Below are 18260 nucleotides of genomic sequence, written 5' to 3' on the forward strand. Positions count from 1 at the left end.
GGACTCTACCGCTCGGGGTCGGTCGCGCGAGCGGCTGCCGCCCGTTCGCGCGCCTCGAGCCGGTCGAGGCGCCGATCCTCGCGCTCGGCCTCCTTCATCGACTGGCGGACCCACTGGACGAACAGCACCCCGAAGAGCACGAGCGCGATCAGGTCGCCGGAGCCCCACAGGATGCCGCCGGCGAGGTGCTGGTCGTCGGCCGGGTCGGGCAGCCACGCCCCCATCGGCCCGTCGTGGAGGCCCGCGTAGTGCTCGCCCGCGATGACCTCCTCCTGGCCCATGATCGTGACGCCGAGGAAGGCGTGGAACGGCAGCGTCAGGACGACCAGCAGCATCCGGAACGGGTAGCTCACCTTCCCCGGCACCGGGTCCACGCCGACGATCGGCCAGAAGAAGAGGCAGCCCACCAGCACCAGGTGCAGGTGCATGGTCTCGTGGAGGTACGTCGACTCGAGCGTCGCGGGGTACCAGCCGCTGTAGTAGAGGACCCACGGCGACGTGATGTAGAGCAGCAGCGTCAGCGGCGGGAACGACAGCACCTTGGCGACCCGCGAGTGCAGGACGGCGAGGAGCCACCGGCGCGGCCGGCCGGGGAGCGTGCGGAGCGCCAGCGTCACCGGGGCGCCCAGCGCGAGGGCCATCGGCACCAGCATCGACAGCACCATGTGCTGCACCATGTGCACGCTGATCAGGGTCTCGTCGTACGCCCCCAGCCCGGAGGCGGTCGCGAAGTAGAAGAGACCCATGCCGACCGGCACGAACGCGATGGTCCGGCCGACCGGCCAGCGGTCCCCGCGGCGGCGGAGCGCGACCACTCCCCAGATGTAGAGACCGGCGATCCAGACGGTCAGGATGAACGCGACCGGCTGCAGCGACCACCCGGTGAGGACGGTCCCGAGGGTGAAGCGGGGAAGGTCGGCACCGGCGTCCAGCACGGTCCCGACGGCGGGGATGAGCACGTTGTGAACTTTATGACGGCGAAACGCAGGGGGTCGGGGTGCCCTCCCCGAGCGGTCACGACATAATGACGACCGTGGCGACAGCAACAGCGATTCCGGCCTCCCGTCTGCACGGGCACCACGACCGCCCGAGCATGGTCTCGGTGGGCACGATCATCTGGCTCTCGAGCGAGCTGATGTTCTTCGCGGCCCTGTTCGCGTCGTACTTCACGATCCGGGCCGTCAGTCCCGACCTGTGGGCCGAGAACACCGAGATGCTGAACGTCCCGTTCGCCTCGATCAACACCACGATCCTGGTGCTTTCCTCCCTCACCTGCCAGCTCGGCGTGTTCGCCGCCGAGCGCGGCCAGGTCGGCCGCACCGGGTCGGTGTTCAACGTGAAGGGCTGGGGCCTGCGTGAGTGGTTCATCCTCACGTACGTCATGGGTGCGGTCTTCATCGCCGGCCAGGCCACCGAGTACGCCGCGCTCGTGGCCGAGGGCATGACGATCCAGGACTCGGCCTACGGCACGATGTTCTACCTCACCACCGGCTTCCACGGCCTCCACGTGACCGGCGGACTGATCGCGTTCCTCTTCGTGCTCGGCCGCACCTACGTCGCCCGGAAGTTCACCCACGAGCAGGCGGTCAGCGCCATCGTCGTGTCCTACTACTGGCACTTCGTCGACGTGGTGTGGATCGGGCTCTTCGCCACCATCTACCTCGTCAAGTAGCCCCGAGAAGACCTACCAACGCAAGGACCTGATGTGCGTCTCCTGAATCGATCCGCTGGTCGACTCTCGCGGCACCGCCGTGGCCCGCTGGCGGGCATGCTCGTCATCATCGCGGGCCTGCTGCTGTCCGGTGGCATCTTCACCGCCGTCGTCAACACCACCGCCCAGGCCGACGAGACCGCCTCCAGCGAGGAGCTCGTCGCCCAGGGTCGTGACCTCTTCCTGGTCAGCTGCGCCTTCTGCCACGGCCAGAACGGCGAGGGCGTCAGCACCGAGAACGGCAACCAGCTCGGTCCGTCGCTGGTCGGCGTCGGCGCCGCGGCCGTCGACTTCCAGGTCGCCACCGGCCGCATGCCGATGGCCCAGCCCGGCGCGCAGGCGGAGACGAAGCCCGAGACCTTCAACGAGGAGGAGACCGCCGCGCTCGCGGCGTACGTCGCCACCCTCGGCCCCGGTCCGGCGATCCCGGACGAGTCCGACTACAGCCTCGAGGGCCTCAGCGACGAGGAGCGTCAGGCGGCGATCTCCCGCGGTGGCCAGATCTTCCTCACCAACTGCACCGCCTGCCACAACTTCGAGGGCTCCGGCGGCGCCATGCCGCGCGGCGGCTACGCGCCCGCCCTCCACGAGACCGAGGCCAGGCACATCTACGAGGCGCTGCTGACCGGTCCGCAGAACATGCCGAACTTCGCCAACGGCAACCTCTCGCCGGAGGAGAAGCGCGACGTCATCGCGTACCTCTACTCGCTCCGCGAGATGCCCGACTACGGCGGGTTCGGCCTCGGCGGTCTCGGCCCCGTGCCCGAGGGCATGGCCGCGTGGCTCCTCGGCATCGGCCTCTGCGTGGGAGCCGCGGTCTGGATCGCTGCCCACACGACCCGCTCGAACAAGAAGAAGGTGGACGCGTGAGCCACGTCGACAGCCACGTCGAGCCCGTGGACGACAACCTCCCCGAGCGCGACGACCTCTACACCAACCCGGGCCTCCACGAGCACGAGTGGCGCCCGACCGATGTCGACCCGAAGGCCGAGAAGCGCGCCGAGCGCCAGGTCGCCGCCCTGTTCGGGCTGTCGGCGATCTGCACGGTGCTCTTCATCGTCTCCTACTTCGCGATCGACGCCGATGACACCTTCGGTGGCCTCGGTGCCCAGAACCTCGCCTTCGGCCTGAGCCTGGCCGGTGCGCTGCTCTTCATCGGCATCGGCATCATCCAGTGGGCCCGCAAGCTGATGGCCGACCAGGAGATCGTCGAGTACCGCCACCCGGCCGCCTCCTCCGACGAGGACCGCGCCGCGACGCTCGAGGCGCTCAGCACCGGCCTGGCGGAGTCCGGCATCGGCCGGCGCCCGCTCGTGCGCAACTCGCTGCTCGGCGCGGCCGGCCTGGTCGGCCTCACCGCGATCGTCCCGCTGTGGGATCTCGGCCCGACCAACGCCAAGGTGACGGAGAACCCGCCGTTCCCCGGCTCGGGCCTCGAGAACACCATCTGGGAAGAGGGCATGCGCGTCGTCCGCGACGTCGTGGGCACCCCCATCAAGCCGAGCGACCTCCAGATCGGCGACCTCGTGAACGCCGAGCCCGACGGGCTCTTCCACAGCCCCGAGGACGGCGAGCCGCTCGAGGGCATCGCGCTGCAGGTCGGCAAGTCCAAGGGCGCGGTCGTGCTCGTCCGCATGGAGCCCGACGAGATCATCCCCGGCGCGGGCCGGGAGAACTGGTCCGTCGACGGCATCGTCTGCTACTCGAAGATCTGCACCCACGTCGGCTGCCCGATCTCGCTGTACGAGCGCACCACCCACCACCTGCTCTGCCCCTGCCACCAGTCGACCTTCGATCTGGCCGACTCGGCCAAGGTCGTCTTCGGTCCGGCCGCGCGGCCGCTGCCGCAGCTGCCGCTCGCCGTGGACGGCGAGGGATACTTGATCGCGCAGAGCGACTTCACCGAACCCGTCGGTCCGAGCTTCTGGGAGCGTGGCTGATCATGGACACCAGCAAGGTCGCCAACAGCAACAGGACGACCGCGGCAACGGCTGGCAAGCCCAACCGTGCCGGCGCCGTCGCCACGTGGGCCGACGAGCGTCTCGGCCTCGCCACGCTCGCCAAGAAGAACCTGCGCAAGGTCTTCCCGGACCACTGGTCCTTCATGCTCGGCGAGATCGCGCTGTGGAGCTTCGTCGTCCTGCTGCTCACGGGCGTCTTCCTGACCCTGTGGTTCACGCCGAGCATGGGCGAGGTCCAGTACAACGGCAGCTACGAGCAGCTGCGCGGCATCCACATGTCGGAGGCCTTCGCCTCGAGCCTGCGGATCTCCTTCGACGTACGCGGTGGTCTGCTCATGCGGCAGATGCACCACTGGTCCGCGATGCTCTTCATCGCCGCGATGATGATCCACCTGCTCCGGGTGTTCTTCACCGGCGCGCACCGCAAGCCGCGCGAGCTCAACTGGGTCATCGGCTGCCTGCTGCTGCTCCTGGGCACGCTCGAGGGCTTCACCGGCTACTCGCTCCCCGACGACCTGCTCTCCGGCACCGGCATCCGCGCCGCGGACGGCTTCATCAAGGCCACCCCGGTCGTCGGCACCTACATGTCGTTCCTGCTGTTCGGCGGCGAGTTCCCGGGTGAGTCGATCATCCCGCGCCTCTACATCGTGCACGTGCTGCTGATCCCGGGCCTGCTGCTCGCGCTGATCGCGGCCCACATGCTGCTGCTCGTCTACCACAAGCACACCCAGTGGCCTGGTCCCGGCCGCACCGAGAAGAACGTCGTCGGCTACCCGATGCTCCCGGTGTACGCCGCCAAGGCCGGTGGCTTCTTCTTCATCGTCTTCGGCGTGACCGCCCTCCTCGGCGGCCTGCTGTCGATCAACCCGGTGTGGAAGTACGGCCCCTACGACCCGTCCAAGGTGACCGCCGGCTCCCAGCCGGACTGGTACATGGGCTGGCCGGACGGCGCGCTGCGCATCATGCCCGGAATCGAGACCCACATCTGGGGCGTCACGATCTCGTGGAACGTCATGCTCCCGATCCTCGTGCTGCCGATGCTGATGTTCACGATCCTGCTGCTGCTGCCGTTCCTGGAGGCCTGGATCACGGGCGACAAGCGCGAGCACCACCTGCTCCAGCGCCCGCGCAACGCGCCGACCCGCACGGCCCTCATGGTCGCGCTGATGACGATGTACGGCCTCTTCTGGGCGGCCGGCGGCAACGACATCATCGCCATCAAGCTGCACGCGTCGATCAACCAGATCACGTACTTCCTGCGAGGTGCGGTCGTGATCGGCCCGATCATCGCGTTCATCGTGACCCGCCGGTGGTGCATCTCGCTGCAGCGCAAGGACAACGAGACGCTGCTGCACGGCTACGAGACCGGCATCATCATGCGCTCCCCCGAGGGCGGCTACTCCGAGCGGCACCTGCCGCTGCCCGAGTCGAAGGCGTACACGCTCGCGGCCCGCGACCGCGACCCGGTCATCAACGGCCTCCAGGCCGGCGCGGACGCCAACGGCGTACCCGCTCCGGGCAAGGGCCGCCTGGCCGCGCTCCGGCACCGGATCCGCACGATGTGGTACTCCGACAACGTGCAGAAGCCGACCCGCGAGGAGCTCGAGCACGGCCACCACCACGCCGAGCACGAGCACGAGCTCCAGGAGTCGATGGAGGGCCACGCGGCCGACGGCCACCAGTTCGACGGCCACCACCTCGTGGACGACGAGTCGCTCCGGCACTGACCGGCACCTCACCGAGGCCGCCCACTCCCCCACGGGAGTCGGGCGGCCTCGTTCATTTCCCGGTGCCTCACGTCGGGCGGCGTCGGGCCCGGGACGCCTCAGCGCTGGAGCGCGGCGATGACGTCCTTGCTGTGCGTCAGCGGAACCCGGCTCCCCTCGAGCTCGATGCGGGAGCCCGTCGCCGTGTCGATCAGCTCGAGGATCCGCACGTTCACGCGTTGGTGGACCTCGACGTCGAGACCGTCGCGAGGGACGCGGAACACCAGCGCTCCGGCGTCCCCGTGGCGGGTCGGCGAGTCGAACCCGTAGACGTGCGTCGCGGTCACGCCGACCAGCAGCGTTCCCGGCAGGCCGGTGGCCGCGTCGTGGGCATGTGCTCCCGCGAGCGAGCCCCCGGTCGTCGCGACCGCGTCGCCGAGGCCACCCAGCGACCCGCCGACGCTGTCGCCGATGATCCCGCCGACGAACATGCTGCCGGTGTGCCCGCGCGGCATGAACTGGCCCGCGGCGACCACCGTCTCGGCGTCGCCGAGGCCCCGGAGCGCAGCCTCGATCATCTCGACCATCTGCTCTTCGGCCATGCCCGCCATCGTGACTTCCCGGCGGGCGCTTCCGCTTCCGCCACAGTGGGGATGTCGAGGCGGCCGCCAGCGAGCCCGCTGGCGCGTCCTCGCTCAGCTCAGCGCGGAGCCCTGGCGGTACTCGGCGTAGGAGGCATTCCAGTCGCCATACCCGTTGTCGAGGGTCATCGGCTTGTCGGTGCCGGTGTACTCGACGACGTCGCCGCGGCGGGACATGGCGTAGAGCCAGCCGGCGTTCTCGGTGCTCAGGCCGGTGCAGCCGTGGGAGACGTTGGCGTTGCCCTGCGAGGCGACCGACCATGGGGCGGCGTGGATGAACTCGCCGGAGTAGGTCACCCGCATCGCCCACTTGACGTCGTCGATGTCGTAGAACTCGGGGTTGTCCCGGCCGATGCCGACCGTCTCGGAGTTCATCCGCTTCTCGTCGAACTTCTCGATGATCACCTTCACGCCCGACCGGGTCGTGAAGGCCGGCTGCTCCCCGGTCGTGATCGGGATGGTGCGCAGCAGCCGCCCGTTGCTGAAGACCTTCATCTGGTGGGTCTGGGCGTTGACCTTGTAGATGTTCGCGTCGCCGATGTGGAAGTCGAGCTCGCGGCTCTCCTGGCCGTAGACGCCGTTGCCGGCCGGGATGCTGTTCACGTCGACATCGACGTGGACGTCGGTGCCGGCCTGCCAGTAGGTCTTCGGCCGCCAGTGCGCCTCGTTGTCGCTCAGCCAGTGCCAGGAGCCCGGCTGCGCGGGCGTGGCGGTGACCTTCATGTGCGTCTCGAAGGCCGCCTTGTCGGTGACCGGGACGTCGAAGCTGACGATCACCGGCATGCCGACGCCGACGGTCTCGCCGGCCAGCGGAGCGACGGAGGGGTAGGTCTGCTCGTCGAGGGTGAGGTCCTGGGTCGAGAACTTCACCTTGCGCGTGACCTGCTCGCCGGCCTGGTCCTTCCCGGTCGTCGTCAGCAGGTACGTCGTACCGGGCTCGAGCCGCCCCGTCGCGCGCCAGGTGGCGCCGTCGGGTGCGACCTCGCCCTCGACCTTGCCGGCGGCCGACGTCGCGGCCACGGAGGTGATCGTGCCGCCGGTGGCGGTCACGGAGACGTCGGCGTCCAGGGGGACGTCGGTGGCGGCGCGACCGAGGCTGGAGGTGACCTTGAACGGCGGCACCTCGGGCGTCGGCTCGGCGGACGAGGACTCGCCGTCGTTGACCGCGGAGGCACCCGGTACGTCGTCGGCGTTGCACGCCGACAGGCCGCCTGCGAGCAGCAGCAACGCCACGGCGCCGGACAGGCGCGTGCGACTGACGAACATGGACTCCCCCGGGAACTGGCGGTCTACGAACGCCGTCCAGAGTAACCGGCGGGACGACGTGCGCCGATTCGGCGCGACGTCATCCCCCCGACGAGCTCAGTGAGCGTGGACACCCCGGTAGTACTCGAAGATCCAGCCGGAGAGTGCCAGGGCGCCGATGACCACACCGATGATGAACAGCCACCAGGCACCGATGGCGATGCCGTAGACGCACACGGCGAGCGTCAGGGCGCACCACAGCGGCCACCAGGAGTACGGCGGAAAGAAGCCCAGCTCGCCCGCGCCGTCGGCGATCTCGCCGTCCTTGCGGTCCTCGGGACGCGGGTCCATGCGCTTGGCGTGGAACCCGAGGTAGAGCGTCACCATCGCCGACAGCAGCGTCGTCATCGTGAGCGCGGAGGTGCCGGTCCAGTCGTAGGTGATGAACCAGTACGCCGGGCTGACCAGCACGAAGAAGATCGTGCAGATCGCGAAGATCCAGGCCTCGGACTTCATCAGGCGTTGTCCTCCGGGTTGTCGTTGCGATCGCGCAGCATCTCCTCGCGACCCTCCATGTCGGGAGCGTCAGCGGGGCCGCCGACCCGGGCCATCTCGTTGTCCTCCAGCTCGATCGCGGCCACCTCAGGGTGGTGCAGGTCGAACGCCGGCGACTCCGAGCGGATCCGCGGGATGGAGACGAAGTTGTGGCGCGGCGGCGGGCAGCTGGTGGCCCACTCGAGCGACCGACCCCAGCCCCACGGGTCGTCGACCTGGACCAGCGGGGCCCGGCGCGACACGTAGACGTTGTAGAGGAACGGCAGGGTCGAGGCGCCCAGCAGGAAGGCGAAGATCGTCGAGATCTGGTTCATCTCGGTCCAGCCGTCCTTGGGCAGGTAGTCGGCGTAGCGACGCGGCATGCCCTCGACGCCGATCCAGTGCTGGATCAGGAACGTCCCGTGGAAGCCCACGAACAGCAGCCAGAAGTGCAGCTTGCCGAGGCGCTCGTCGAGCATCCGGCCGGTCATCTTCGGCCACCAGAAGTAGAAGCCCGCGAACATCGCGAACACGACGGTGCCGAAGACGACGTAGTGGAAGTGCGCGACCACGAAGTAGGAGTCGGACACGTGGAAGTCCAGCGGCGGGCTGGCCAGGATGATGCCGGTCAGGCCACCGAAGAGGAACGTCGTGAGGAAGCCGACCGACCACAGCATCGGGGTGTCGAAGGACAGGGATCCGCCCCACATCGTCCCGATCCAGTTGAAGAACTTCACTCCTGTTGGCACGGCGATCAGGAACGTCATGCCGGAGAAGAACGGCAGGTCCACGGCGCCGGTGACGAACATGTGGTGCGCCCACACGGCGACCGAGAGGATCGCGATGCCGAGGGTCGCGCCGACGAGGCCGATGTAGCCGAAGATCGGCTTGCGGCTGAAGACCGGCAGGATCTCGGTCACGATGCCGAAGAACGGCAGCGCGATGATGTAGACCTCGGGGTGCCCGAAGAACCAGAACAGGTGCTGCCACAGGATCGCGCCGCCGTGGGCGGTGTCGAAGACGTGGGCACCGAGCTGGCGGTCGGCCTCGAGCGAGAGCAGCGCGCCGGCGAGCACCGGGAACGCGATCAGCACCAGGAGGCTGGTGACCAGCGTGTTCCAGACGAAGATCGGCATCCGGAACATCGTCATGCCGGGCGCGCGCATGCAGATGATCGTGGTGATGAAGTTGACCGCGCCGAGGATGGTGCCGAGACCGGCCATCCAGAGGCCCATGATCCAGAGGTCACCACCGACACCCGGCGAACGCACGGCGTCCGACAGCGGGGTGTAGGCGAACCAGCCGAAGTCGGCGGCACCCTGCGGGGTGAGGAAGCCGGAGGCCGCGATGATGCCGCCGAACAGGAACAGCCAGTAGCTGAACATGTTCAGGCGCGGGAACGCCACGTCGGGCGACCCGATCTGCAGCGGCATCACGACGTTGCCGAAGCCGAAGAACAGCGGCGTCGCGAACAGCAGCAGCATGATCGTGCCGTGCATGGTGAAGAGCTGGTTGTAGAGCTCGTCGTTGACGACCTGCATGCCCGGGTAGGCGAGCTCGGAGCGGATCAGCATGGCCATCAGGCCGCCGATCAGGAACCACGCGAACGACGTGACGAGGTACATCTTGCCGATCAGCTTGTGATCGGTCGTCGTCAGCATCCGCGCGACCAGCTCGCCGAGCGGTCGGCGCGGCGTCTCGATGGCGCCGGTGGGCTGTGCGGACGTGGCGGTCACTCCGCCCCCTCCTCGGACTCGTCGCCGGACTCGAGTCCGGCCTGGGTGCGGGCAAAGTCGCCGCCGAGCAGCGGCAGCTCCGAGGTCGCGCCTGCGTCCTCGAGGCTCTGCACGAAGGCGTCGTAGTCACCCTCGGACACGACCCGGACGTTGAAGAGCATCCGCGAGTGGTAGACGCCGCAGAGCTCGTAGCACTTGCCGGAGTAGGTACCGATCTCGGTCGGGGTGATCGCGTAGTGGTTCACGCGACCGGGGATGACGTCCATCTTCATGAGGAAGGCGGGGACGCCGAAGTCGTGGATGACGTCGGGCGAGTGCAGGTTGAAGCGCGTGGTCCGGTCGACCGGGAGCACCAGGGTCGGGATGTTCGAGCCGGTGCCGGAGACGTGGGCGTACGACGTGTACGGGAAGACGTCGTCGGCGGCGTCGTCGTTGGCGCTGTCGTCCATCTCGCCGATGCCGTAGTTGAAGGTCCAGGTCCACTGCTGGCCGACGACCTCGATGGTGTTGTCGACCGGGCGGTCGTCGTCGAGGACGAAGTTCTGGGTCTCGACGGTCTTCGCGAAGAAGACGATCACCATGATGACCGGGACGATCGTGTAGAGGATCTCGAGGGGCAGGTTGTAGCGGGTCTGCACCGGGATCTCGTCGTCGCTGCGCCGGCGGTACTTGACGATCGCGTAGAAGATCAGGCCCCACACGACGATGCCGGTGATCCAAGCGGCGATCCACGCGCCCTGCCACAGGCTGAGGATGCGCTCACCCTGCACGGACGCGGGGTCCGGCATCGCGAAGCGCTCCCACTCACCCCTGCTCTCGGCAGAACAGCCGCTCACCACCAGAACGGCGATGCCCACGGCCGCCAAGGCGGTCACGCGACGGACGGTCACCGTCTTCCCGGCAGAACGCCTGGGGAGTTGCAGACCCACGAACGAGCCTCTCTCTCATCGATCACGGATACGTCGAACACTAGCGGAATCGCACCCCGGTCGAGCCGGAGGGGTGCCGGTAGGTTGAAGGTGTGAGAAAAGCCGCGGCGTACCTGGACTCCGCGTCCTCGGAGCCGCTGCATCCAGCCGCCCGCGAAACCCTGGTGGCCGCCTACGACCGGGGGTACGCCGACCCTCGTCGGCTGCACGGCCCGGGTCGCGACGCCCGTCTGCTGCTCGACAACGCGCGCGCCGTCGTGGCCGAGTGCCTGGCCGTCCGGCCCGACGAGGTCACGTTCACGTCGTCGGGCACCGACGCGGTCCATCGGGGGCTGCTGGGACTTCGCCGCAGTGGAGCCGTCGCCCACAGCGCCGTCGAGCACTCATCGGTCGCCCACGCGGCGTCCTGGGCCGGCGATGCCGTCGAGCTGCCCGTCGACACCCTCGGCAGGGTGGACCCGACGGCGGTCCCGCCGGACGCGGGCGTCGTGGCGGTGCAGAGCGCCAACCACGAGGTCGGCACGCTGCAGCCCCTGTCGGCGCTGACGGCGGCCACGCCGCTCTTCGTCGACGCCTGCGCGTCGATGGGCCGGCTCCCGCTCCCGGACCGCTGGGACGCGGTCGCCGGCTCGGCGCACAAGTGGGGCGGGCCCGCGGGCGTCGGCGTGCTCGTCGTGCGCAAGGGCGCCCGCTGGGTCAACCCGTTCCCCGGAGACGACCGCATCGACGAGCGGGCCGGCGGCTTCGAGAACGTGCCGGCCGCGCTCGCCGCGGCCGCCGCGCTCCGGGCAGTCGTCGAGGAGCGGGACGAGCTGAACGCCCGGCAGTTCGCGCTCGTCGACCGGATCCGGGCGGCGGCGGCGCAGGTCCCCGACGTCGAGGTGGTGGGCGACCCGGTCGACCGGCTCCCCCACCTCGTCACCTTCTCCTGCCTGTACGTCGACGGCGAGGCCCTGGTCACCGAGCTCGACAAGAGGGGGTACGGCGTGGCCAGCGGCTCCGCGTGCACCGCCTCGACGCTCACCCCGAGCCGGGTGCTCGAGGCGATGGGCGTGCTCACCCACGGCAACGTGCGCGTCTCGCTCACCCGCGACACCACCGAGGCGGACGTCGACGGCTTCCTCGCCGCGCTCCCCGAGGTCGTCCGCGACATCCGCGCCGAGGCGGGGATGTAGATGGACGGCGCGATGGAGGTCGACCTCGAGCTCGACTGTCGCGGACTGCTCTGCCCGGTGCCGGTCATCCGGCTCGGCAAGAGGTACGCCGAGGTGCCGGTCGGCGGCCTGGTCGGCGTCGTCGCGACCGATGTGGCCGCGCGCACCGACGTGCCCGCCTGGTGCCGCATGCGCGGCCAGGAGTACGTCGGGGAGGACGCCGCCCCGGACGGCACGCCGCGCTACGTCGTGCGCCGGCTCAGCTGACGGAGGCGACGAGGCCCTCGAGGCCGACGTCGGCATCCTCCAGGAGCGCCACGTCGAGAGTCTGCCCGACCAGGGCGCGCAGGTGGTCGGTGCTGTCCCACTCGTTGAGGTGCATGCCGCCGAGGACCCGACCCTCGTCGTGCCACAGCACCACCGCCTGCCGAGCGCCCAGGTCGCCGCGCACCACGACGTGGTCGAGATGCTCGCGCGGCACGTGGCCGACGTACTCCACGCCGAGGTCGTACTGGTCGGTGAAGAAGTACGGCGTGCGGTCGTAGGCCGTCTCCGCGCCGAGCATGTTGCGCGCCGCCGCCCTGCCCTGCTCGATCGCGTTGTCCCAGTGCTCGACGCGCAGCCGCCCGAGCCGCGGGTGGTCGTGCGCGGCGATGTCGCCGGCGGCGTAGACGTCGGGGCGCGAGCTGCGCAGGGTCGCGTCGACGAGCACTCCACCGTCCACGTCCAGGCCGCCCGACCTGGCCAGCCCGAGGCGCGGAATCGCCCCGACTGCCACGAGGACGAGGTCGGCGGGCACCGGACTGGTGCCCTCGAACGTCGTGCCCGGGCGGAGGTCGACGCCGTGCTCGCGGTGCAGGTCGGCGAACGCGGACCCGACCCGCTCCCCCAGGACCCCCAGCAGGGGCTGGGCCTGCGGCTCGACCAGCGTCACCTCGCACCCGGCGTTCCGGGCCGCGGCGGCGACCTCGAGACCGATCCAGCCGCCGCCGACGATGGTGAGCCGGGGCCGCTCGAGCAGGGCCGCCCGCAGCGCCACGGAGTCGTCCCGGGTGCGCAGGTACGCCGCCGGCACGCCCTCCACCTCGAGCCGTCGCGGCTCGGAGCCCGTGGCGAGCAGCAGGCGCTCGAAGCCGACCTCGCCGGACGGCGTCACCACCACGCGGCGGTCGGTGTCGATCCGGCTCACGTCAGCGCCCGTCCGCACGTCGATGTCGCGCCCGGCGTACCACTCGGCGTCGTGCAGCTCGGTCGCCTCGATGTCCTTGTCGCCGAGCAGCACGTCCTTCGAGAGCGGCGGCCGGTCGTAGGGCAGGTGCTCCTCGGCGCCCAGGAGCACCACGTGCCCGTCGTACCCCTGCTCGCGAAGCTCCTCCACGGCGGCGTTGCCCGCGAGCCCCGCACCGACGACGACCATGCTCATGCGTCCAGCCTCCCCGCGGCCCGGTCGCCGGTCAACGCGATCCGAGGATCTTGGCCTGCGACCGACCGCGGGCGAGCAGCGCGAGCGCGACCGCGGCGACCAGGAGGCCGAAGTCGCGGAGCGCGATGTCGTAGTACTCCCCCATGCTGACCAGGTTCACGATGATGCCGGCGAGCCAGGCGGCGACCAGCAGCCCACCCCACTTCGGCGTCACCAGGACGACGAGGCCGGCGACGATCTCGATCGCGCCGACCAGCAGCATCGCGTCGTGCGCGTCGCCCGGGACCAGGTCGTTCACCCAGGGCGCCAGGTAGGCCTCCCAGTCGTCGGTCAGGACGCCGACGAACTTGTCGAGGCCGAACAGGATCGGGGCCGCCACGAAGACGGAGCGCAGCAGCAGGAACGCCAGCTCGGTGTAGTTCGTCGTGTGGTCAGCCGTCGCCTCCGACGGCCGGTGGTGCAGGGCGCTCATGACTCCTCCAATGTCTAAAAACAACTTTCTTAGACGTTAGAACCATGGCACCATTACGTCAAGCATCTTCTCCGCTAGAAGGACGTGACCAGTGGACCTCGGCTCCCGGGCCGCCAGCGTCGGCGCGCTGGCGGACCCCACGCGGCGGGCGCTCTACGAGTACGTCGTGGCGCGACCGGGGCTCGTCGGCCGGGAGGAGGCGGCCCGGGCGCTCGACCTCCCCCTGCACACCGTGAAGTTCCACCTCGACCGCCTGGTCGACGCCGGGCTGCTCACGACGGACTACCAGCGCCTCGGCGGCCGCACGGGGCCGGGTGCGGGCCGACCGAGCAAGCTCTATCGGCGCTCCGAGGAGGAGATCGGGGTCTCGCTGCCGACGCGGACCTACGACCTGGTCGGACACATCCTCGCCGCCGGCGTCGAGCGGGCGTCGTCGGGCGAGTCGCTGGAGACCGCGCTCGACGAGGCCGCGACGGAGTCCGGTCGAGCGATCGGCGCGTCGGCGGACGGGGACGACGTCGAGGAGTTCACCCGCGTGCTCGCCGAGCAGGGCTTCGAGCCGCGGGTCGACGGCGACACCGTGCTGCTCGCCAACTGCCCGTTCGACGCGCTCGCGCGGCAGCACACGGCCCTGGTGTGCGGGCTCAACCGCTCCTTCGTGCAGGGGGTCGCCGACGCGGCCGGCTGCGACGTGCGCGCGCGCCTCGAGCCCGAGCCCGGGCAGTGCTGCGTGAAGGGGCAGATCGGCTGACGGCGGGTCCGCTCAGCCGATCGCGCTGAGGTGCTTCTCGATCTCGCCGGCGGCCTCGCCGCCGTAGGAGTGCTCGACACGGGCGAGGAACTGGGCCGGGGTGAAGGCGTACTCCTGCGTGCCGACCGTCTCGACGACGTACGCCGCGAGCACGCAGCCCACCTGGGCGGCCCGCTCGAGGCCGAGGTCCCAGGCCAGCGCGGCGAGGAAGCCCGCGCGGAAGGCGTCGCCGACGCCGGTCGGCTCGACCGCCGTGACGTCTCGGGCGGCCGGGAGCACGATCGGCTCTGCGTCGCGGCTGGTCACGCGGACGCCGTCCTTGCCGAGCGTGGTCACCTGGACGCCGACCCGGTCGAGGACCTCGTCGGCCGACCAGCCGGTCTTCTGCTCGATCATGTGCGACTCGTACTCGTTGGAGAACAGGATCGCCGCGCCGTCGATGAGGCTGCGGATCAGCTCGCCGTCGCTGAACGCGAGCTGCTGGCTCGGGTCGGCGATGAACGCGTAGCCGCGCTGCCGGCACTCCTCGGTGTGCCGGAGCATGCCGTCGGGGTCGTCGGCGCCGATGAGGACGTAGTCCGGGTGGCCGACGCGGTCGACGACCGGGCCGAGCTCGAGGAGGCGGGCCTCGCTCATCGCGCCCGGGTAGAACGACGCGATCTGGGCGCCGGTCGGGTCGGTGGTGCACACGAAGCGCGCCGTGTGCTGGGTGTCGGAGATCCGCACGTGCGAGCAGTTGACGTTGTGCCGCTCGAGCCACGAGCGGTAGTCCGCGAAGTCCTCACCGGCCGCGCCGACGAGGACCGGCCGCAGGCCGAGCTGGCCGAGGCCGAAGCACATGTTCGCCGCCACGCCACCGCGCCGGATCTCGAGATCCTGGACGAGGAACGAGAGCGAGATCTTGTCCAGCTGCTCCACGACCAGTGAGTCGCGGAACTTGCCCTGGAAGGTCATCAGGTGGTCGGTGGCGATGGAGCCGGCGATCAGCAAAGACACGACACGGAAGACTACCTGTCGGTACCGCTACGGGTACCAATCAGTAGCGCCTACCGTCGACGCATGAGCGAGCGGAGCGAGCGAATCATCCAGGACAGCGCGACCTGTGCCTCATGCGCGCACGGAGCGAAGCGAGTACGCGCATGAGTGGCCAGCGACTCGCCTACGACGACCTCTCGAGCCCCGCCGAGATGAGCGCCGACTGCGCCGCCGTGCAGGCCGCGCTGACCCGCCCGCTGACCGCGGCCGCCCGCGATCTGTCGCGCGAGCAGGCCAAGCGCGGCGAGATCGAGGTCCCCGAGGCGGCCGCCCGCCTCGCGCGGGCGATCTACGGCGACGCCTGAGCCACCCGAACACGGCGAAGCCCCCATCCGACCGGATCGGATGGGGGCTTCGTCGTCAGTTGAGGTTGCTTGCCAGCTCACCGGGTCTCGACACGACGCTTCAGGGCCTTCGCAGGCTCAGTCCCTGTCGGCTTGCTCCTTGCGTTGAGCCTGTCGAAACGACCACCAACATCGAGTCCGCTGGCGCGTCCTCGATCAGTGGAAGGAATCACCGCAGGCGCAGGAGCCCGTCGCGTTGGGGTTGTCGATCGTGAAGCCCTGCTTCTCGATCGAGTCGACGAAGTCGATCATCGCGCCGTTGAGGTAGGGGACGCTCATCCGGTCGACGACGACGGACACGCCGTCGAAGTCGGTGACGACGTCACCGTCGAGGCTGCGCTCGTCGAAGAAGAGCTGGTAACGGAGACCGGAGCACCCGCCGGGCTGCACCGAGATGCGCAGCGACAGGTCGTCACGGCCCTCCTGCTCGAGGAGGCTCTTCACCTTGCCGGCGGCCACCGGGCTCAGGTTGATGGAGTCGGTGCGGCGCTCGGTGGTGGTCTCGACCTGCTCGGTCATGGGCGGTTCTCCCGAAGTCGATGGAAGGGTCTTACTCGCTCAATGGTCGCACACGGACGGTTATTCCGAAGACTCGCGACCCCACGTGCGCGCCACCCGCTCCGCGAGCGCCGCGAGCGCGCCCGCGGGGTCGGCGAAGGCCTGCTGCTCCCCGACGGTGTCCACGAGGGAGTACGCCGACTCGACACCCAGCGCCCGCATCTCCCGAGAGCCGACGTGCACCTGCCCGGCCAGCACCACGCACGGTCGCAGGGCGGTCCCAGCCACCTCGGCCACGCCGTACGGCACCTTGCCGCCGCGGCTGGAGTAGTCGAACGCGCCCTCGCCGGTGAGCACGAGGTCCGCTGCGCGGGCCCGCTCGGACAGTCGCAGCGCGTCCGCGACGACGCCGATGCCCGGCTCGCGGGTGGCGCCGAGGAGCAGCAGCGCAAAGCCGAGCCCGCCCGCGGCGCCGGCTCCCTCGGCGAGCGCGACCTTGCGGTCGGTCGCGGCCGCCAGCTCCTGGAGCCAGCCGTCGAGCACGGGCAGCCGGTCCTCGGGGACGCCCTTCTGCGGGCCGAAGACCTTCGTCGCGCCGAAGAGCCCGGTCAGCGGGTTGTCGACGTCGGAGGCCGCGACCAGCTCCACCGCCACGCTCGGCACGTCGACCCGGGTCACGCCGGCGAGGCCCGCCGCGCCCTGGTCGAGCGGGCGGTCCGCGGTGGCGCCCAGGGCGGCCAGCAGCCCGGCTCCCCCGTCGTTGGTGCCGCTGCCGCCGAGCCCGACGACGATCCGCCCCGCGCCGGCGTCGACGGCCGCGCGCAGCAGCTCGCCCACGCCGTACGTCGTGGCCTCCTCGGGTCGCTCGCCCCCGGTCAGGTGCAGGCCGCACGCCTGCGCGCTCTCGACGTACGCCGTGACCCCGTCGTCGGTGGAGTGCAGCAGCAGCGTCGCCGGCGTCGGCTCACCGTGCGGGCCGCGCACGGTCACCGCGAGCAGGTCGCCACCGAGCGCCGCGTGCAGCACGTCGACGAAGCCCGGACCGCCGTCGGCCATGGGCGCGAGGTCGATCTCGTCGTCCGGCGCCCGCCGGCGCCAGCCGGCGGCGATGGCGTCGGCGGCCTCGACCGCCGTGAGCGTGCCGGCGAACTTGTCGGGGGCCACCAGAATCCGCATGCGCCCATCCTTCCGCACTCGATAGCGTCGCCGGCGATGAGCGACCTCGTGATCCGGCCGATGACCGTCGACGACGTCCCCGCGGCGGAGCGGGTGAGCGACGAGGGCTTCTTCGAGCTCGACACCCGGATGCGCCGCAGCAGCGGCCCCGCGCCGGAGCGTCGCTCCGACGCCCACCGCGCGGTCTGGATCGAGCGGACCCGACACTTCGTGACGACCGACCCGGGCGGCTGCTGGGTCGCCGAGGACGGCGGCGGCATCGTCGGCATGGCGACGTCCTTCCGGCGCGAGACGCTGTGGTGCCTCGCGACGTACGCCGTGCTGCCCGGCCGGCAGGGCCGGGGCATCGGCAAGCCGCTGCTGGCGGCCGCGCTCGACCACGGCCGCGCCTGCACCCGCGGCATGCTGTCGGCGTCCGCCGACACCAAGGCGGTGCGGATCTACCACCAGGTCGGGTTCGACCTGCACCCCCAGATGCACCTCACCGGCACCGTGGACCGGTCGACGCTGCTGGCGGTCGAGAAGGTCCGCGAGGGCAGCGCGGGCGACATCGACCTGATGGACTCGCTCGACCGCGGTACCCGCGGGGCCGGCCACGGGCCCGACCACGAGCTGATGCTGCGGACCTGGCGGCTGCTGGTCTCGGACACCACGACGGGCTCCGGCTACGCCTACCTCGACGAGCGCGGCCGGCTCGCCCTGCTGGCCGCGTCCAACCGGCGTACGGCGAGCCGGCTGCTCTGGGCCGCGCTCGCGGAGGGGCCGGAGCAGACGACCGTGGGGCACGTCACCGGCGCGAACCAGTGGGTCCTCGACGTGTGCGTCGCCGCCGGGCTCGAGCTGCACCAGGAGGGATATCTCGGGCTGCGCGGGATGAAGCCGCCCGCGCCGTACGTTCACAACGGTGCGCTGCTCTGACCCGAGTCCGGACCAAATTAGGATGG

Annotated in this window: 20 protein-coding genes; 9 read left to right on the plus strand and 11 right to left on the minus strand. The window is 70.4% G+C overall.

All coding sequences use genetic code 11. From position 1 onward, the window contains the following. Nucleotides 1-5 precede the first annotated feature (5 nt). Nucleotides 6-959: a cytochrome c oxidase assembly protein gene (locus ACFQQI_RS11095; RefSeq protein WP_378562406.1), complete on the minus strand. Its 954-nt coding sequence runs from the start codon at nucleotides 957-959 to the stop codon at nucleotides 6-8. Between the two features lie 65 nt (nucleotides 960-1024). Here ACFQQI_RS11095 and ACFQQI_RS11100 point away from each other — a divergent pair, with 65 nt between their 5' ends. The 4 genes from ACFQQI_RS11100 to ACFQQI_RS11115 all read left to right on the plus strand — a co-directional run bounded on the left by ACFQQI_RS11100 (nucleotide 1025) and on the right by ACFQQI_RS11115 (nucleotide 5399). Then, complete coding sequence (locus ACFQQI_RS11100; RefSeq protein WP_378562409.1) at nucleotides 1025-1672, plus strand: heme-copper oxidase subunit III; 648 nt, start codon at nucleotides 1025-1027, stop codon at nucleotides 1670-1672. 96 nt (nucleotides 1673-1768) lie between these two features. Next, nucleotides 1769-2581 carry a c-type cytochrome gene (locus tag ACFQQI_RS11105; RefSeq protein ID WP_378562412.1) on the plus strand — a complete coding sequence of 271 codons (813 nt, stop codon included), beginning with the start codon at nucleotides 1769-1771 and terminating at the stop codon, nucleotides 2579-2581. Then, nucleotides 2578-3651, plus strand: a complete 1074-nt coding sequence (locus ACFQQI_RS11110; protein WP_378562415.1) for a Rieske 2Fe-2S domain-containing protein — start codon at nucleotides 2578-2580, stop codon at nucleotides 3649-3651. The genes ACFQQI_RS11105 and ACFQQI_RS11110 overlap by 4 nt, the downstream gene beginning before the upstream one ends. A 2-nt stretch (nucleotides 3652-3653) precedes the next feature. Further along, nucleotides 3654-5399 carry a cytochrome bc complex cytochrome b subunit gene (locus ACFQQI_RS11115; protein WP_378562418.1) on the plus strand — a complete coding sequence of 582 codons (1746 nt, stop codon included), beginning with the start codon at nucleotides 3654-3656 and terminating at the stop codon, nucleotides 5397-5399. A 98-nt stretch (nucleotides 5400-5497) separates the two neighbouring features. Here the strand turns inward: ACFQQI_RS11115 and ACFQQI_RS11120 are convergent, their stop codons facing one another. From ACFQQI_RS11120 to coxB, 5 genes are all read right to left on the minus strand, one after another. Continuing rightward, nucleotides 5498-5980, minus strand: a complete 483-nt coding sequence (locus tag ACFQQI_RS11120) for a hypothetical protein (RefSeq protein ID WP_378562421.1) — start codon at nucleotides 5978-5980, stop codon at nucleotides 5498-5500. Nucleotides 5981-6073: 93 nt separating this feature from the next. Then, entirely contained in the window at nucleotides 6074-7285 is a 1212-nt protein-coding gene (locus tag ACFQQI_RS11125; protein WP_378562424.1) for an Ig-like domain-containing protein, read from the minus strand. A gap of 96 nt (nucleotides 7286-7381) precedes the next feature. Next, entirely contained in the window at nucleotides 7382-7780 is a 399-nt protein-coding gene (locus tag ACFQQI_RS11130; protein ID WP_378562427.1) for a cytochrome c oxidase subunit 4, read from the minus strand. After that, nucleotides 7780-9534, minus strand: coding sequence for a cytochrome c oxidase subunit I (ctaD, locus tag ACFQQI_RS11135; RefSeq protein WP_378562430.1), 1755 nt, complete (start codon nucleotides 9532-9534; stop codon nucleotides 7780-7782). Before ctaD ends, ACFQQI_RS11130 begins: the two co-directional genes overlap by 1 nt. After that, entirely contained in the window at nucleotides 9531-10409 is an 879-nt protein-coding gene (gene coxB, locus ACFQQI_RS11140; protein ID WP_378562433.1) for a cytochrome c oxidase subunit II, read from the minus strand. The genes ctaD and coxB overlap by 4 nt, the downstream gene beginning before the upstream one ends. Before the next feature lie 146 nt (nucleotides 10410-10555). Here coxB and ACFQQI_RS11145 point away from each other — a divergent pair, with 146 nt between their 5' ends. Both ACFQQI_RS11145 and ACFQQI_RS11150 read left to right on the plus strand, forming a co-directional pair. After that, nucleotides 10556-11638 carry a cysteine desulfurase family protein gene (locus ACFQQI_RS11145; RefSeq protein ID WP_378562437.1) on the plus strand — a complete coding sequence of 361 codons (1083 nt, stop codon included), beginning with the start codon at nucleotides 10556-10558 and terminating at the stop codon, nucleotides 11636-11638. Beyond that, nucleotides 11639-11884, plus strand: coding sequence for a sulfurtransferase TusA family protein (locus tag ACFQQI_RS11150; protein WP_378562442.1), 246 nt, complete (start codon nucleotides 11639-11641; stop codon nucleotides 11882-11884). Here the strand turns inward: ACFQQI_RS11150 and ACFQQI_RS11155 are convergent. Together ACFQQI_RS11155 and ACFQQI_RS11160 are read right to left on the minus strand one after the other, a co-directional pair. Then, entirely contained in the window at nucleotides 11877-13040 is a 1164-nt protein-coding gene (locus ACFQQI_RS11155) for an NAD(P)/FAD-dependent oxidoreductase (protein ID WP_378562447.1), read from the minus strand. The two genes, ACFQQI_RS11150 and ACFQQI_RS11155, sit on opposite strands and share 8 nt — an antisense overlap. A gap of 31 nt (nucleotides 13041-13071) precedes the next feature. Beyond that, on the minus strand, nucleotides 13072-13512 hold the full coding sequence (locus tag ACFQQI_RS11160; RefSeq protein ID WP_378562451.1) for a hypothetical protein: 441 nt from the start codon (nucleotides 13510-13512) through the stop codon (nucleotides 13072-13074). 91 nt (nucleotides 13513-13603) lie between these two features. Between ACFQQI_RS11160 and ACFQQI_RS11165 the strand changes: the two genes are divergently transcribed. Next, the gene (locus ACFQQI_RS11165) at nucleotides 13604-14263 is read left to right on the plus strand and encodes a helix-turn-helix transcriptional regulator (RefSeq protein ID WP_378562456.1); all 660 of its coding nucleotides are present in this window, start codon (nucleotides 13604-13606) and stop codon (nucleotides 14261-14263) included. A 12-nt stretch (nucleotides 14264-14275) separates the two neighbouring features. On the opposite strand, the gene ACFQQI_RS11170 is transcribed toward ACFQQI_RS11165, so the two are convergent. Then, entirely contained in the window at nucleotides 14276-15259 is a 984-nt protein-coding gene (locus ACFQQI_RS11170; protein ID WP_378562459.1) for a carbohydrate kinase family protein, read from the minus strand. Nucleotides 15260-15402: 143 nt separating this feature from the next. On the opposite strand from ACFQQI_RS11170, the gene ACFQQI_RS11175 reads away from it, so the two are divergent. Further along, the gene (locus tag ACFQQI_RS11175) at nucleotides 15403-15603 is read left to right on the plus strand and encodes a hypothetical protein (protein WP_378562462.1); all 201 of its coding nucleotides are present in this window, start codon (nucleotides 15403-15405) and stop codon (nucleotides 15601-15603) included. Between the two features lie 195 nt (nucleotides 15604-15798). Here the strand turns inward: ACFQQI_RS11175 and erpA are convergent, their stop codons facing one another. Further along, the gene (gene erpA, locus ACFQQI_RS11180; RefSeq protein WP_378562465.1) at nucleotides 15799-16161 is read right to left on the minus strand and encodes an iron-sulfur cluster insertion protein ErpA; all 363 of its coding nucleotides are present in this window, start codon (nucleotides 16159-16161) and stop codon (nucleotides 15799-15801) included. A 60-nt stretch (nucleotides 16162-16221) separates the two neighbouring features. Continuing rightward, the gene (locus ACFQQI_RS11185; protein ID WP_378562468.1) at nucleotides 16222-17316 is read right to left on the minus strand and encodes a glycerate kinase; all 1095 of its coding nucleotides are present in this window, start codon (nucleotides 17314-17316) and stop codon (nucleotides 16222-16224) included. Nucleotides 17317-17352: 36 nt separating this feature from the next. Between ACFQQI_RS11185 and ACFQQI_RS11190 the strand changes: the two genes are divergently transcribed. Beyond that, entirely contained in the window at nucleotides 17353-18234 is an 882-nt protein-coding gene (locus ACFQQI_RS11190) for a GNAT family N-acetyltransferase (protein WP_378562471.1), read from the plus strand. The last annotated feature ends 26 nt before the right edge of the window (nucleotides 18235-18260 follow it).

Origin of the sequence: Nocardioides sp. GCM10030259 (assembly GCF_042666375.1) — a bacterium.
Taxonomy (GTDB): Bacteria; Actinomycetota; Actinomycetes; order Propionibacteriales; family Nocardioidaceae; genus Nocardioides.